Annotated in this window: 13 protein-coding genes and 3 pseudogenes; 6 read left to right on the top strand and 10 right to left on the bottom strand. The window is 57.9% G+C overall.

Annotated elements, in window-relative coordinates:
* The first annotated feature begins 196 nt into the window (after nucleotides 1–196).
* Complete coding sequence (locus tag AU14_RS07540) at nucleotides 197–1,387, top strand: outer membrane beta-barrel domain-containing protein (protein WP_041340010.1); 1,191 nt, start codon at nucleotides 197–199, stop codon at nucleotides 1,385–1,387.
* A gap of 52 nt (nucleotides 1,388–1,439) precedes the next feature.
* Here the strand turns inward: AU14_RS07540 and AU14_RS21100 are convergent, their stop codons facing one another.
* From AU14_RS21100 to AU14_RS07525, 4 genes and pseudogenes are all read right to left on the bottom strand, one after another.
* The gene (locus AU14_RS21100; RefSeq protein WP_236744534.1) at nucleotides 1,440–1,874 is read right to left on the bottom strand and encodes a hypothetical protein; all 435 of its coding nucleotides are present in this window, start codon (nucleotides 1,872–1,874) and stop codon (nucleotides 1,440–1,442) included.
* Nucleotides 1,871–2,695, bottom strand: a complete 825-nt coding sequence (locus AU14_RS07535; protein WP_236744533.1) for a methyltransferase — start codon at nucleotides 2,693–2,695, stop codon at nucleotides 1,871–1,873. Before AU14_RS07535 ends, AU14_RS21100 begins: the two co-directional genes overlap by 4 nt.
* A 49-nt stretch (nucleotides 2,696–2,744) precedes the next feature.
* A pseudogene (locus AU14_RS07530) lies at nucleotides 2,745–4,013 on the bottom strand (D-amino acid dehydrogenase).
* 79 nt (nucleotides 4,014–4,092) lie between these two features.
* Complete coding sequence (locus AU14_RS07525) at nucleotides 4,093–4,923, bottom strand: polyphosphate kinase 2 family protein (RefSeq protein ID WP_041340009.1); 831 nt, start codon at nucleotides 4,921–4,923, stop codon at nucleotides 4,093–4,095.
* Between the two features lie 118 nt (nucleotides 4,924–5,041).
* On the opposite strand from AU14_RS07525, the pseudogene AU14_RS07520 reads away from it, so the two are divergent.
* From AU14_RS07520 to AU14_RS07510, 4 genes and pseudogenes are all read left to right on the top strand, one after another.
* Nucleotides 5,042–5,850 (top strand): annotated as a pseudogene (locus AU14_RS07520) (TatD family hydrolase).
* Nucleotides 5,847–7,055, top strand: a complete 1,209-nt coding sequence (locus AU14_RS07515) for an HD-GYP domain-containing protein (protein WP_041340007.1) — start codon at nucleotides 5,847–5,849, stop codon at nucleotides 7,053–7,055. The pseudogene AU14_RS07520 and the gene AU14_RS07515 overlap by 4 nt, the downstream one beginning before the upstream one ends.
* A gap of 94 nt (nucleotides 7,056–7,149) precedes the next feature.
* A complete protein-coding gene (locus AU14_RS21095) occupies nucleotides 7,150–7,557 on the top strand; it encodes a Na/Pi symporter (protein ID WP_236744531.1) in 408 nt (135 codons plus the stop codon).
* Nucleotides 7,512–8,759, top strand: a complete 1,248-nt coding sequence (locus AU14_RS07510) for a Na/Pi symporter (protein WP_236744530.1) — start codon at nucleotides 7,512–7,514, stop codon at nucleotides 8,757–8,759. The genes AU14_RS21095 and AU14_RS07510 overlap by 46 nt, the downstream gene beginning before the upstream one ends.
* Here the strand turns inward: AU14_RS07510 and AU14_RS07505 are convergent.
* The 6 genes and pseudogenes from AU14_RS07505 to AU14_RS07480 form a co-directional block, all read right to left on the bottom strand.
* Nucleotides 8,745–9,653, bottom strand: coding sequence for a lysine exporter LysO family protein (locus AU14_RS07505; RefSeq protein WP_041340006.1), 909 nt, complete (start codon nucleotides 9,651–9,653; stop codon nucleotides 8,745–8,747). The genes AU14_RS07510 and AU14_RS07505 overlap by 15 nt on opposite strands.
* Nucleotides 9,654–9,687: 34 nt before the next feature.
* A complete protein-coding gene (locus AU14_RS07500) occupies nucleotides 9,688–10,059 on the bottom strand; it encodes a PA4575 family protein (RefSeq protein WP_041340004.1) in 372 nt (123 codons plus the stop codon).
* 15 nt (nucleotides 10,060–10,074) lie between these two features.
* Nucleotides 10,075–10,394: pseudogene (locus tag AU14_RS07495) on the bottom strand (DUF2288 domain-containing protein).
* Between the two features lie 89 nt (nucleotides 10,395–10,483).
* Complete coding sequence (locus AU14_RS07490) at nucleotides 10,484–10,897, bottom strand: response regulator (protein WP_041340002.1); 414 nt, start codon at nucleotides 10,895–10,897, stop codon at nucleotides 10,484–10,486.
* Nucleotides 10,872–12,068 (bottom strand): response regulator, encoded by a 1,197-nt coding sequence (locus AU14_RS07485; RefSeq protein ID WP_041340000.1) that lies wholly within the window; start codon nucleotides 12,066–12,068, stop codon nucleotides 10,872–10,874. The genes AU14_RS07490 and AU14_RS07485 overlap by 26 nt, the downstream gene beginning before the upstream one ends.
* A gap of 3 nt (nucleotides 12,069–12,071) precedes the next feature.
* Nucleotides 12,072–13,745, bottom strand: coding sequence for a diguanylate cyclase (locus AU14_RS07480; RefSeq protein ID WP_041339997.1), 1,674 nt, complete (start codon nucleotides 13,743–13,745; stop codon nucleotides 12,072–12,074).
* 95 nt (nucleotides 13,746–13,840) lie between these two features.
* On the opposite strand from AU14_RS07480, the gene AU14_RS21090 reads away from it, so the two are divergent.
* The gene (locus AU14_RS21090) at nucleotides 13,841–14,716 is read left to right on the top strand and encodes a PDC sensor domain-containing protein (RefSeq protein WP_052471994.1); all 876 of its coding nucleotides are present in this window, start codon (nucleotides 13,841–13,843) and stop codon (nucleotides 14,714–14,716) included.
* Nucleotides 14,717–14,734: the final 18 nt, after the last annotated feature.

The raw sequence follows: 14,734 nt of genomic DNA, 5'->3' as shown, positions 1-14,734 counted from the left end.
GCTTCCCTTTCAGCTTATCTCCAGCTTTACGCCAAAGGCCCAAAACGACTGGAACCAAATGACCTCCCGTTGCGTGCTAGTACAGATATAACCCTCAGTGCCAGTTACCTTTTTCAGCTGTACTGACCCAATTCTCGGATTACCCGACGTTACCGCATCTGCGGCTCTTTACTACCCACTCGACAGGAGGCTCTGCATGAGCATCATGCGATCATGTGTCATGGCTGCCGTCACGGCTACCTTGGCATCACCGGCAATGGCTGAAGACCGCCAGGCTACCACCTACATCAATCCGTTTACCGCCTACCAGTTCTTCGACAATGAGCGTGAGCTCAGCGAGACCGGTACGTTTGGTGTGGGTGCTGAATACCGCTTCACTCCAAATTGGGCTGTGGAAGCCCTGTTCTCCCGGGCCGATGCCGATCGCGAAGGTGCGCTGGGTTCTTCCGATTTCGAAGAAATCCGCATGGACGCCATCTACTACTTCGCCGGGCCTGAAGAAGCCTGGAACCCGTACCTGTCAGCCGGTGCCGGTCATGCCGATTTCGGCACTGACGCAGCAGCGCCACGAACCGCAGGCAGCAACCACGATGAAACCCGATTCAATGTAGGCGCCGGTGTGCGTTACAACATCACCGACATCGTGTCCCTGCGCGCCGACCTTCGGAAATTCCACGGCGTTGAAGACAGCACCTTCGACGCACAGGTTTCCCTGGGCCTGAGCCTGGCGTTCGTGCACGCCACACCTCCACCGCCCGACGCTGACAACGACGGCGTTATCGACAGCGCAGACCAGTGCCCCAACACGCCTGCCGGCGCCAAAGTCGACCGCACCGGTTGCCAGCTTGATGGCGACCAGGATGGCGTTGTCGATGCCCGTGACGCCTGCCCCAACACCCCACGCGGTGCCAAAGTGGATGGTCGCGGCTGTGAACTCGACAGCGACAACGACGGCGTTGTAAACAGCATCGACGAATGCCCGAACACCGCTGCTGGCGCCAAGGTAGATGCCAAAGGCTGCGAAGGCATCACCAAGACCATCGAGACCTTCGAAATCGAAGTACAGTTCCCGCTCAACAGCGCCGAAATCGGTGATTCGTACGATGACGAAATTCGCCGGGTTGCGGACTTCCTGAAGGCCAACCCTGAAACCATCGTTGAGATTGCCGGCCATTCCGACAGCACAGGCGCCGCGGACTACAACCAGAACCTGTCGCAGCTGCGCGCCGAAGCCGTCGCCGCACGCCTGACTGATGCCCTTGGGGTAAACCCGGCACGCGTCAGCGCCACAGGCTATGGCGAAACACAGCCCATCGCCTCCAACGACACGGCCGAAGGCCGCGCGACTAATCGCCGGGTTGAGGCTCGTATCAAAGTTAAGCAGTGATACGCCGAATACTGCTGCAGTAACAAAAAAGGCGCCCTCATGGGCGCCTTTTTTAATTGTCCGCTTGGGAAGTCCTAACCGCATCCAGTAAAAGATTCCTAGGGGTCAGGGACCGGTCACAGAATTCCCCAAGCCGCACCCGATAGCCCTGCTCCTCAAGGTAGAGCGCGTAGTCCAGCACCATCCACAGCTCCAACGGACGGCGGAACAGGTGGCGAACCAGTTCGTGGCGGCGCACTTGCTGCCAACGCCGAACACCCTCCGCTTCCCAGGCGTCGAAGTCGATATCCGGCGACAAGGCTATTGCCTTCTTGTTGGCGGCCCAGCGACAGAAGCCAGCAAAGCCCTCATGGATCACTTTGGAGGGATGCGAAGGCACGGCCAGATACTCATCCACGCCCCGTAACTCCCGCTGCAGGCTATCAAAGCCCAATCGCCACTGGCTCACCAGCCGGGTCTGCTCTCGTACCCGGGCCGGCGCGGTCACCGTTTCCCGCACCGCAAGGCGCAAGTCACTTTTGGACAGAGCAGGATTCCATTATGGCTGACCGCCCGACGCGACATTGGCCGATAAGTATCCGCATCGGTCAGATGATAACAACAAGGCGAGACACTCAACCGGGGCAGACCCGCCTCGCTGCCCCGGCGCATCAGGCCTCGGTGCAGGTCGCCACAGGCGTGCAGGGCGACACCGTGGAATCCGGGCGGCAAGACCAGATCTTCCGCCAGGACATCCTGACACTGCAGCGATACGGCATCGCCGTATTTGACCGCCAGCCGATTGCCTTCACGCACTAGTTCGGCATTCCATTCCAGTCCTTGAACAGGCTCCTCGCACACCGCCGCCAGCGTGCGAGCAAGATGGCCCTTGCCACAGCACCAGTCCAGCACCGACTGTTCCAGGGGCCGAATGGCCGCCGCAAACGCACCGGACTGACCGCGCTTGCGCCCCGGCATGTCCGCCGCCCGAACCTCCGGCAAGGTGGCCTGACTGACCTCAGACGCAGCCGGTCGCAGATCGGCCACTGCGGTCAGGTGCTCGTATCGTGCCAGCGAGGGCACCTGCACTCCGACCATGGCCGCCAACCTTGCTGGTGCATCTTCCAAAATCTGACATTGCTCGTCACTCACCTTAGCGATGAGCCGGGCCAGGTCCGGATACTGTCTGGCCCATGGCGGTTCCGGCTCCTTGAACGGCGCCGGCTGCCAAAACCCACGATGCTCACGCAGCCAGTCGTTAAGCGCCATCCAGTGGCTATAAAACGATTCGGCAGGGTCGTTTAAACTCGCGGCCGGAAGTACTGTCATGCAATTGGCCTTTGCTCTCGTTGAACCAATAGTTCCTGCCGTTGACCGGCTACTCGCTGAAACGACCGGGGCGGAAGGCATCCAGGCACACTGACGGCGCCTCGCCATCGATCACCTGGGCAATCAGATCGGCACTGCCGGCCGACAAGGTCCAGCCGAAGGTGCCGTGACCGGTATTGAGGAACAGGTTATCCCGCGGGCCACGGCCAATGATGGCGGGGCCGTCCGGTGTCATCGGGCGAAAACCGGTCCAGGTTTCAGCGGCCTCCAGATCGGCACAGCCGGGAAACCGAGAGTTCACGGATTTCCGGATGGTGTCTAGCCGGGCCTCCGGAATGTCCCGATTGAAGTCCGCCAGCTCGACAAACCCAGTGGCCCGCAGGCGATTCCCCAACCGTCGATACCACCTTGTAGTTGTCATCATGAACCGTTGAAACCGGCGCATGGTCGGAGTTACTCAGTGGCACGGTCAGGCTGTAGCCTTTGACCGGATAGATCGGCAACCCCAACCCCAATGGCCGAACCAGATGATCGGACCAGCACCCGGCACTAATAACAAAGGCATCGGCCTCTATCAGCTCCCGGTCACCGTCCTCGGTGGTGATGTTAATAGCCTCAACGGCATGGTCATTGGCCACCAGACTCTGGGCTTCCACCTGATAGCGAAAATGGACACCCCGGGCCTCGCATTCACCGGCCAGCGCCTGGGAAAACTGGTGGCAGTCGCCCGTGCCATCGGTGTCATAACTCAGGGCTCCGTATAGGGGCCCACTGCCAACCATGCCCGGCTCGGCGGCGCGTACCTGCTCCGGTGTCAGCAATCGGGACGCTATACCAGTTCCGCCAGCAGCCCTTGGGTCTGGCGATAGCCATCCAGCGCCTCCGGGGTGCTGGCCAGGTGCAGCAAACCACGGTGATCACCATCGAAGGCCAGATCAAGTTCGTTTTCCAGAGCCTCGAACCGTTCCCGGCTGTGCACGCCCAATCGCAGCATGGCGCGGCGGTTCAGCCCAAATAATCCAGGCGCCCAGGCGTAACGCAAGGTGGACATCATGAAGCGAATGGCTTCCAGGGAGGGCGGCATTCGCCACTTCAGTGGGCCGTCTTGCTTCAGCAGCCAGGGCACTGCTTTCAGCACCATCTTCGGATCGGCCCAGGGGTAAACCACTCCGTAGGAACGCTGGGCGGCGTTACCCTTGCTGGTTTCATTACCGGCGATTGAGTGTCGCTCCAGCACTGTCACCTCGTGACCGCGGCGATTCAATTCGTACGCCGTGGTGACACCAACGACCCCACCACCGACGACAACAATGCGCATGCAAAACTCCCTTTACTGGTGACGTCCCGCCATTTAACAGAATTTCGGGGAACTTAGGCCAACTTACCCCCATTTAGCCCTATTTAACCCCATTCCGGGCTAATAACTTGCGGTATTCATCAAGCACCGTCTGGTCCTCTTTTGGATAATCCGGCGCAAGGTGTTGCAGCTGCTCGGCCAGAATCGCCGCCACAATCGCCCGGGCCTGGGGTTTTCGGTCGCCAGGTACAATGAACCAAGGTGCTTCCGCGGTATGAGTCTGCGCAAGCGCCTCTTCCGCATAAGTCTGATACTGACTCCGCTTTACCCAGCCGTCGATATCGGATTGTTCGAACTTCCAGCGCTTGCGGGGTTTGTCCAGACGCGTTAACAAGCGGCGGCGATGCTCATCCTCCGACAGGTTCAGCCAGATTTTTACCACCGTTGTGCCCTCCTCCACGAGGTGGCGCTCAAAGTTACGGATGGACCGGTAGCGGCTGCGCCAATTGTAGGTCTCCGGTGGGTGTACCGGCCAGACCCGCTCCGCCATAACCGCCTCGTGATGACTGCGATTGAACGCCACCATTTCGCCGAAGCCTGGCAGCAGGGGCGTCACCCGCCACAGGAAGTCGTGGCAGGTGGCGGCGCCCCGGGGCCGACTGAACGACCAGGCATGGAAGCCAGCAGGATCGGTGTAAGTCGCCAGAGTCCGGATCAGGCTGTCCTTGCCGCTGGTGTCCGGGCCATGGATCACCAGAAGCAACGCCCGAGCCCGATTGGCCCAGAGCCGTCGCTGGTATTCCCCAATCTCTTCAAGACTGGCCTCCAGTGCCGGCAGATTCTCGTCCTCTTCCAGCACAGTCGGGTAACCATCCAGTCGGGCCAGGCCGGTATTGAAACGCCAACGCTTTGCAAAAACCGATATATACATGCTGGAAATTTCCTATGGTCTATATAGAGGCCAACAGTCGTACAAACTGTTAGTATCTACACATTCATTTTTCAGCGTAGCAGTCTCCTGTGACTGCGATGGAGTAGACCGTACTGCAATGAGTAAAAAACGACGTGAGATTCCCGTCTTCGATCACCCAATCATTGAAACCCACTGTCATCTGGATTACCTCAAGGATCGCCCTCTAGAGGAAACCCTGGAGCAAAGTCAGCGGGTCAATATTGAAAAAGTGATCACCATTGCGGTCTCCCCGGACAACCTTGCCCGAGTTCGGGAACTGAGCAACATGACCCCGTGGCTGTATGGCACCCAGGTATTCACCCCCATGAGGCTGAGCAGTACTCCGACGCCACAGAAGCGGAAATCCGCACCCATGCCGGTGACAGCAAGATTGTCGCGGTCGGTGAAATCGGTCTGGACTACTTTTACGACAACGCTGACCGGAGCGTACAGCGGGACGTGTTTCGGCGTCAGCTGCAGATCGCCTGTGACACCAATCGCCCCGTGGTTATCCACAGCCGTGAGGCGGATGACGATACCATCGAAATTCTCAAGGAATTCGAGCAGTCGCTGACCCGCCGGGGCGTGATTCACAGCTTCACCTCCGGCCCAGGCTTGGCGCAGTACGCCCTGGATCAGGGCTGGTGCCTGGGCTTTAACGGCATCACCACCTTCAACAAGGCGGAGAATGTGCGTGACATCGTGCGCATGTCGCCCATCGAGCAGATTCTGCTGGAAACGGACGCACCCTTCCTGACACCGGTCCCTTACCGCGGGCGCGAAAACGCCCCGTTCTATCTGCCGTTCGTGGCCGAGAAGATCGCCGAGGTCAAGGAGTTGCCGCTGGATGAGGTGGTAGCCACGACCTATCACAACAGTTTGAGGACGTTCTTCCCGGAACAATGATCAAGCGCATCCCCATATCTGCCCTGAGAGTCGGTATGTACATCACCGACCTCAACAACGACTGGATTCCTCACAACAGCCAGCGTAAGCAGGGTGTGATCAAAAAAGAGGAAACCATCGAGAAGATCCGGCGTATGGGGGTCACGTTCGTTTATATCGATGCGTCCAGGGGGCTCGACACCCAGGATTCAGAAACTGCCGCTGAAGTAGACCGCCGCAACGAAGCCGCCTTGCAGCAGGCCGGCGAGCAAACACAAGGTCTGAGAGCACACGTTCCCATGGAAGAAGAGCTGGTGGTGGCGCAACGCATCCACAACCAGGCTCAGGGACTGGTGGGCAGTTTCCTGAATAACGTGAAGATTGGCGGCGCCGTTGAAGTCGCGCCTATTCATCAGCTTGCAGACGAGCTTCAGAACTCGGTTCTGCGCAACGCCAATGCGCTCGGTTGCCTGGGCCGGATTCGGGAAAAAGACAACTACCTGCTCGAACACTCGGTCAACCTTAGTGTGCTGATGTCGCTGTTCGGCAATTATCGATCCCTACCCGCCGACATTTTGCACCAGACAATCGTGGGTGCCTTGCTGCACGACCTCGGAAAAATAATGACCCCGGATGAAATCCTGCACAAGCCGGGGCGTTTGAGCGCCGAGGAATTCGAAGTCATGAAACTGCACGCCCGACACTCTCGGGATATCCTGGCCAGCACCGAAGGCATCGGGGAACTGAGCGTAATCACCGCTGCCCAGCACCATGAACGCCTGGACGGCTCCGGCTATCCGGAGGGGCTGAAAGGCGATGAGATCTCCGAATACGGACGCATGGTTGCCATCACCGACGTCTACGACGCCATCACCGCGGACCGGGTCTACCACAAGGGACTCACACCCACCCAGGGCCTGAAGAAACTGGTAGAGTGGAGCGGCGACCACCTGGACCCCACCATGGTCAAACAGTTCATTCGCTGCATCGGCCTTTATCCGGTGGGCAGCCTGGTTCTGCTCGAAAGTGGCCGCCTGGCCGCTGTAGTGGAAGCCAACGAGAAAGACCAGCGCCTGCCGGTCGTCCGGGTGATGTACCACACCAAGTTTCGCATGGCGATTCCGGTCGAGACCCTGGATTTGGCCAAACCCGGCACTCAGGACCGTATTTTGCGTGCAGTCGACCCGGCCGATTACCGGATCGACGTCCGCAAATTCATGGTCTAAGCGCACTCCACTCCTGCTCACCGCCATTCCCCACAGTCACGCCCCCTGACACCAGCCTGCTAAGCTGTCATAAAACCTCTGCGGCGGAATCCCAGTGATTAACACTCTCTTCCAGATTCTCGGCGGTTTGGCCTTGTTTCTATTAGCCATGGGAATGATGACCGACGGACTGAAAAATTCGGCGGGACATCAACTGCGCCACATTCTTGGGGTCTGGACCAAGACGCCACTGAAAGGATTTGGTACCGGCGTACTCATCACCGGCATTGTGCAATCTTCCAGTGCCGTGACCGTTGCCACCATCGGCTTTGTCAATGCAGGCCTGCTGAACATCAGCCAATCACTGGGGGTCGTCTTTGGTGCCAACGTCGGCACTACGATGACCGGCTGGCTGGTCAGTCTGGTTGGTTTCGGCATAAAGATTGAGGCTTTCGCCATGCCCTTGCTCGCCACCGGATGGCGCTCAAGCTGCTTGGTCCAGGCCATCGCAGTAAGTCTTTAGGCGATGCGCTAGCTGGTTTCGCCCTGTTTTTCCTCGCGCTATCACTGCTGAAAGACTCGCTCGGCGGGCTGACGGACGAATTCAACGGTGAAGGGATAGTGGGGCAAGCTTATGGATTACCGCTTTATGTCCTCTTCGGCTTGCTGGCGACAATGCTGACCCAGTCCTCCAGCGCAGCCCTCGCCATCATTCTCAGTGCCGCCGCCAGCAACCTGTTAACTCTGGATAACGCCGCTGCCGCCGTCATCGGAGCCAATCTGGGCACCACCTCCACCGCGGCCCTTGCGGTGCTGGGCGCAACGGCCAATGCCAGAAGGTTGGCGCTCGGGCATGTCATCTTTAACCTGGTCACCGGCCTCATTGCCCTGGCGATATTACCCTTAATGTTGTGGCTGGTAGCCACCCTGGCCAACTGGTTTGAGCTGGGCGCCCACCCGGCAATATCCTTGGCGCTGTTTCACACCCTGTTCAATGTGCTCGGCGCAATGATCATGTTGCCGTTCGTTCCCCGATTTGCCCACCTGCTGAGCCGCATGTTTCGGGGCCAGGAAGAAGACAACGCCGAACCCCGTTATCTGGACAAGACACTGGTAAAAACACCGGAACTGGCCATAGCCGCGGTCGACCAGGAAATGAAACGCCTGATCGATCTCACCCGCGGACTACTGAGGGTCTGCATTGACCGGGAAGCTTTGAAGGTCCACCAGATCCAGCCAAAGTCCGAGGCTGCGCTGAATCTAACCACTGCAATCACCGATTACATTTCCAGGCTGCGTTCCGAGAGAATGCAGGCCAGCACTGTCGAAGCGCTTGCCCGTGGTTTCGTGACCTGCCGTTATCTAACAGAAGCCATCTATTCAGCCCCAGCACTCCTGCGCATAAGGGCAGCCGTCGATTTGCCTGAAGGGGCAACACTTAGACAGGAACTAACGGACTATCTGACCGAGCTTCGCCAGCTGATTTCAGCGGATGTTGCTACACCGGAGCAATTCGCCGAGGCGGAACATGCTTACCATCGCCTGAAATCTTCCATGCTCAGATTAGTTGTCCAGCAGTCCTTACCCATCGAAAACGGCGAACGGTCATTGGATGATCTCAGTGCGGTGCGACGGTTATCCGATCAATGGTACAAAGCCCTGAACTGGTTCCCCACGACCGAAGCATCGGCAAGCGCCACCCCGGCGGTGTTAGCCGAGGGATAGAAACACCCCCATCAATACCGGTGACAGGAACGACAGCAAGAAGCCAGAGGCAATCGCCACAGGCACGCATGCCAAGCCACCGCTGCTACGAATGACTGGCAGCGTGAAATCCATGGCGGTAGCGCCGCCATAGCCGATCGCCATGGCCGGCCGGGCACTGATCAGCAGGGGAATGATGGCCAGGGCGATGATCTCGCGGATGACATCGTTCAGGAAGGCGACACCACCCCAGGCCGGCCCCAAGGCGTCACCGATGACGATACCCGACAACGAGTACCAGCCAAATCCGGACGCCAGCGCCAGCACATCGTGCCAGGGCAATGCCAGTATCGGGATCAGCAGAACCCCGGCAAGCAATGAGCTGAGCGTCAGTGCCAGTGCAATACCCAATCCCTGCCGGTTCATCAGCAATTTGCGCAAGGACAATCCTGCATTCCGGAGCTGAAGGCCGATTAAAAACAGCAGCAACATCAATGCGCCCGTGGCTATGGATTCGGCCATAGGCAGGGGCGGCAGCAGGTAATAACCCGCCAGCAGGCCCGTCAGGACCGCCAGCATAGGCTTCAGACCCGCCAGGAACAGCCGCCGGTAACTCGGGTTGCCAACGGCCTCGCCCTCAGCCGGCGCCATGGGCTGCCAGCGATGAAACAGCCACAACCCAGCCATGTTGGCCACGAACAGGGCGGCCACCAGCACCAGTACTTGCACGGCCATACCGCTCAGCTGGTCCGCCAGGCCTTCCATCTGACCCAGGCCAAGACCAAGCAAGCCCAGAATGAAATACACCAGTGCCTCCACCGAGTAATGGATCACCGTCATCGCCTGGCGATTCTTTAATGGCAAAGCAAAGCCCAGAAACAACGGGGCAAGAATTAACAATGCGCCGGTCAGCATAAAATCCTCGAGAAGGCATTAAGGGAGTGCGTTTTTAGACGAGAGGTTCGAACTGGTCTGGGTCCACTGATTCGGTGGTCACCCGGATTCTCTGATCGGTTTGTATGGTCCGTGACAGCCGCTGAGCGGTTACCGACCAGACTACGTAATCGGAGGGACGAGCTTCGTAGCCATTACCCATCAGGGCGCCAGCCGTTCTTCGCAGTGCCGACTCGGCTTGCGCCAGAGTCTTCCAGGGCCCCTGGCACTGCTGGCGTTCCGGCCGCCCCTGGTCGGGTCCGGCCAGAACCACCAAACCCCAGGCCTGTTCGCCCAAGGGTTTGATAAACAGCTCGAGGCGCTGCTGCTGACGCACCATAACAAGCACCCGGATGGGCTCACGGCCATGGAAATAATGCAGCTTCACAGCGAATCCGAGGCGTCAATGCAAGGCATGATCGGATCGATCCTGTACCAGTACCCAGGCGCGATGACCACGGCCCAGAGTTCTGTGTTGTTGTCATACCAGGATTGGGCCAGGTCTAGTGGAACTTCACCCACCTTGCCGTCTGCCATCCACTGCTCGAACCGGGTCTTGTTATCGGCGGTTAGCTCCGTGGCAACCTCCAGCAGATCGAGGTCCGGAGCAACCCGGACCACATGGCCTCGGGCAAAGTAGGTTTGCAAGTCGTGCCAGTGAATGCGGGAAGTTTCCAGATTCAGTTTTGCTTTCAGTTCATCTCTGGAAGATTCTGACGTCATTATTCGGAGCCTCAAGATTGCCAGCTGGATCAATCCTACAGGTTACCCGAATGGACAGCCGGGACACCAGAGCAGACCGGTTCAGAAGCCTATGCTGAACGCTGTTCAGGCTCAAGATTGCTCCAGATGTCTCGAATCTTGTCTGACAGTGCCATGGGATCAAACGGTTTGGGAATCACTGCGACGGCGCCTTGTGACAGATAGCCATTGACCTCTTCTGGCTGCACCTTCGCGGTCATAAAGATGGCTGGCGTATCGACAAATGCGGGATGCTCGCGGATGGCTTTCAGGGTGGTTGGCCCATCCATACCCGGCATCATCACATCCAACACAATCAGTTGAGGCTTGAAATCGGCCAGGGTTTCCAGCGCCTTCTGGCCCGACGCGCAGGTAGTCAGGGTGAATCCACCCACAGCTTCCAGCGCAAGCTCTGCTACGGCCCGAATATCTTCTTCGTCTTCCACCAGCATGATGCGCTCAAGCGTGGTTTCCGTCTCCGTCATTCCCATCATCCTCATCCTTCTGCTCGTGTTCACTGGATTGCTGCTGCCAACCTTCCAATCCTAGCTGTCGTAAGACCTTCCCCAGTTCCGCCTCCGGCGCAGCGCCTCCCGCAATCAGCGCGCCGGCTCTCATTATCAACCGTTCCTGAGTGACATTTTCCCGCGGCAGGTAATGCACTGCACCAATGAGATTCCTCAATTCAACAGGGATAAACCACTGTATTTTCAACTTATTACCATAAGGCTGAGCCCAGTCCCTAAGCGCCTGCGACACCTGCTCATCACTCAACTCGCCACCCTGCCGCTGGAACTGGTCCATGACTTTGAGTACCGCAAGTTCACCGATGCGGCTCAACAGCCCGGCCGTGAAAAACTGTGACGACCGTTTTCCCAGTGATAGCGCGACACGCTGGGCCTCATGGGCCACGGCCTTCGCCTGCTTCTGGGCTTCTGAGGCGCAGGAAACCAGTGCCTCAGAAGACAGAGCGGCGTTGACATCCAGAGCCAACGCCAGCCCCTGATTCAGCGCCATGGGCACGCCAATGGAGGCTATCGCGTCCCGCAGGGTGACCACCGGCTGTCCAGTGCGTCGGTATGACGAGCGGTTAGCAACGTCCAGCAGGCGCGAGCATAAGGAGGGATCACTCTGCCAGCGCTCGGAGAGCTGGGCCGCCGATATATCGTCGCTGCGCCCCACCAACTCCAGCATGCTGGCAACGTCAGCGCTTACTGGCAGCTGGATGACTGTCTTCACACCCTCCGACAGAAGGACCTCCAACGAAGCAGCCGGGGCCAACTCCTCGGGAAGTAACTTGCCAATCATCTCTAGCAACCGTTGATGCAATACGTCTACCTGGAACGGCTTGCTGATGTAGCCGTTAATACGGTAATGCGCTGCTTTCAGAATTGACTCCCGATCGGCACGACCGGTTATCATAACGATGGCAACATCCTTGTCGCTGGCACGGACCTGGCGCAAGAAATCCAACCCGGAACCGTCTGGAAGGTCCCAATCGACAATCAGCAGATCTGGCTTCCGTTTTTGCCACAGGGTTAGGGCCTCATGAAAACCTGCCGCCTTAAACACCGTGACGGCGGAATGAAGGCCGGCCACTACCGTCTCCAGCAGGTCCGCCATTAAATCGTCATCGTCTACAATCAATGCATCCATGCGTTAGCCAAGTGTCCTCACCCGTTCTGATTTGTCTCCACCAACCCAAACACCGTTGCGCCCCGCCTGCTTTTGCTGGTAAAGCGCCTGGTCGGCAGCATCGATGGCATCGTCACTGGTGAGGAAATCCTGTAACGGCACCATGCCAACGCTCAACGTGACCGTGAACTCTTGATCGTCGCTGTGAAATTCTATCCCGGCCATATGCTTGCACACTGACTGCATGATCCTTTGGGCATTCTCGACCGAGCAGTCCGGGAGCGCGACCACAAATTCTTCACCGCCATAGCGACCGATCACATCCGATTTACGAAGCTGGTGTCGCAGCAGGTTGGCCAGTCCCTTGATCACCAAATCGCCGGCTCGATGGCCAAAGCGGTCGTTCACCTGTTTGAAATGATCCAGATCCAGCATGGCAACCACGGCCTGTTCACCCCGGCGCCGGCAGCGGGCATGTTCGTTCTGGATTTCAGATTTGGCCAGTGAATGCTTGAGCAGACCAGTCAGACTGTCGCGCGACGCCAGCTTGTCCAGCTGCCGGGCCCGGTAACAGCGCACAGTGACAGCCCGCAACAGAAAGTCATCAGAGACTGGCTTGGTGAGGAAGTCATCGCCGCCCTTGGCCATGGCTTCGACCTGGAACTCCCGATCGTCTTCTGAAGATAGGTAAATAATCGGCAAACCCAGCCAACCGGGTTCAAAACGCAGCATCTGAGCGAGATTGGGGCCACGGTACTTGCCCATCTGCACATCCATAAGGACGATGTCTGGCCGGAATTCCGAGAGCGCAGTCAGGATATCGGCAGGATCATTCACCCGCCAGACTTCAAGCCCGCCTGCTTCCAGCACCAGGCCGTAGTGCTCCAACAGTTCAGGGTCGTCATCCACGATCATGACTCGACCAGAACCGCTCTCTTCACGCTCCGTAATCAGCCGTTCCATATAATCGGCAAGTACCGGAATATCGACGGGCTCACCGAGGAAACCATCCACCCCGCACTCGGCCAGAGCGTAGCGCTCATCGAACGAATCGCCAGCGCCCAGGCTAATAACCGGTGGCGTGTCGGAAATGCTCTCCAGTTGCCAACCATCACGGAGAATCTGCGTATCTTGTGCGATCAGGGCAGTAACGTCTGACAAGCCGTATTCTGCGGCTTTCTGGAGAGTTGGCAGAGCGAGCGGGGCAAAACCATGCAGCTCGAGGCCCTGAACCAGCTCCTGGGCTCTGTCCGGGTCCGAATGTACGATCAGAACACACGACTCTGTTGCCATCTCCCCATTGACCGGCAGAGATGCCGCTGCGGCTCTCTGACCAACGGCCTGATCCAGCGACAAAAAATCAATCAGGTGCGCCACTCGCCAGGCGAACGCCTCATCAATTACACTCTGAACTTGCTCCGGTGCAACCTCATTACTGGCTTCTGCCAGCGGCTTCAGCATGACCTCCAGTGCTCGGGCTTCCTCACCCAGGGCCAAATAGCCAAAACTACCCGCCGACCCCGCCAGTCTGTGCAGGGAATGATAGGCAGCAGCGACATCATTGGGCCCAAAACGTCCGACCCGAAACTGATCTATCGCCTGTTGCAACAGACCAATATCCTTTGTCGCTTTGTCCTTGAAACGCAACTTGAGAAGTTCCAGCTTCCGTGCTACTTCAGAGAGACTCTCTTCAGACATGGCTCTTCAATGTAATCTACTCCATCTATTACTCACGACAGACTACTATAGACATCAAAGCAACAATTACCCCAAAGTGCCACAAGGAATTTGATTTGCCGTCACTTTCGCTCGGAACACGCCTCGCCCTGATCATTCTGCTGGGAACCATCGCGACCGTTGGTTCTGTGCTGTTCGTGGCCTATGGCGCCCTGGTAGAAGATTTCGAGGACATTCTGACCGAGCAACAGCTTTATGAGACCCGTCGCATAGCCAGCGAAGTCAATCAACGGTTGCAGTTGAAACTGGATGTATTGGCCGAATCTGCGAGCCTGCTCAGCGACGGCAATCAACTGGTCAGCCAGAATGAAATGGCCACCCAACTGGAACGACAAGAACTCCTCAGATCCCTGTTACCCGACGGAATACTGGTTTTCGATAGCAATGCCACCGCCATCTTCGAAAATTTGTACACGCCCGGGCGGATTGGTACCAACTACGCCGACCGAAAGCATTTCCGTCGGGCCATAGAAAGCCGAAAGCCGGTTATCAGCCGGCCTGTTATTGGTCGGACGACCGGTGTTCCACTGCTTTCGCTTCTGGCACCGATAGAGTCCGACGAAGGAGATTTATTAGGCTTACTGGGCGGCACCATCAATTTGGGCAGAACCAGCATTGTCCCGGTCGACATGTTGGAGGAAATCGCCAACGACGAGGCGACCTTCACGATCATCGACAGTGAAAACTTCCTGTATATCGAGGGCGGCGTTATTGCCAAAAATGGCATTACCCCCTTGCCCGCCCCTGGCGAGAACGATCTGATCGATGCTGCGCTTTCGGGCATCACGTCGGGGCACGCTGTTGGCCCCGAAGGACAGGAGCTCATATACGCCACCAGCACCTGCAACGCCTGGGCTGGCAATTTGTTCGAGCGGTACCCTATAAATGGGCAACCGCGCCGGCCAAGGAGTCATTTAGCCATTTTGTCTTGATCAGTCTCGGCATCGCAC

Source organism: Marinobacter similis (genome assembly GCF_000830985.1).
Classification (GTDB): domain Bacteria; phylum Pseudomonadota; class Gammaproteobacteria; order Pseudomonadales; family Oleiphilaceae; genus Marinobacter; species Marinobacter similis.
This window is presented reverse-complemented; position numbering and strand designations above follow the sequence as displayed.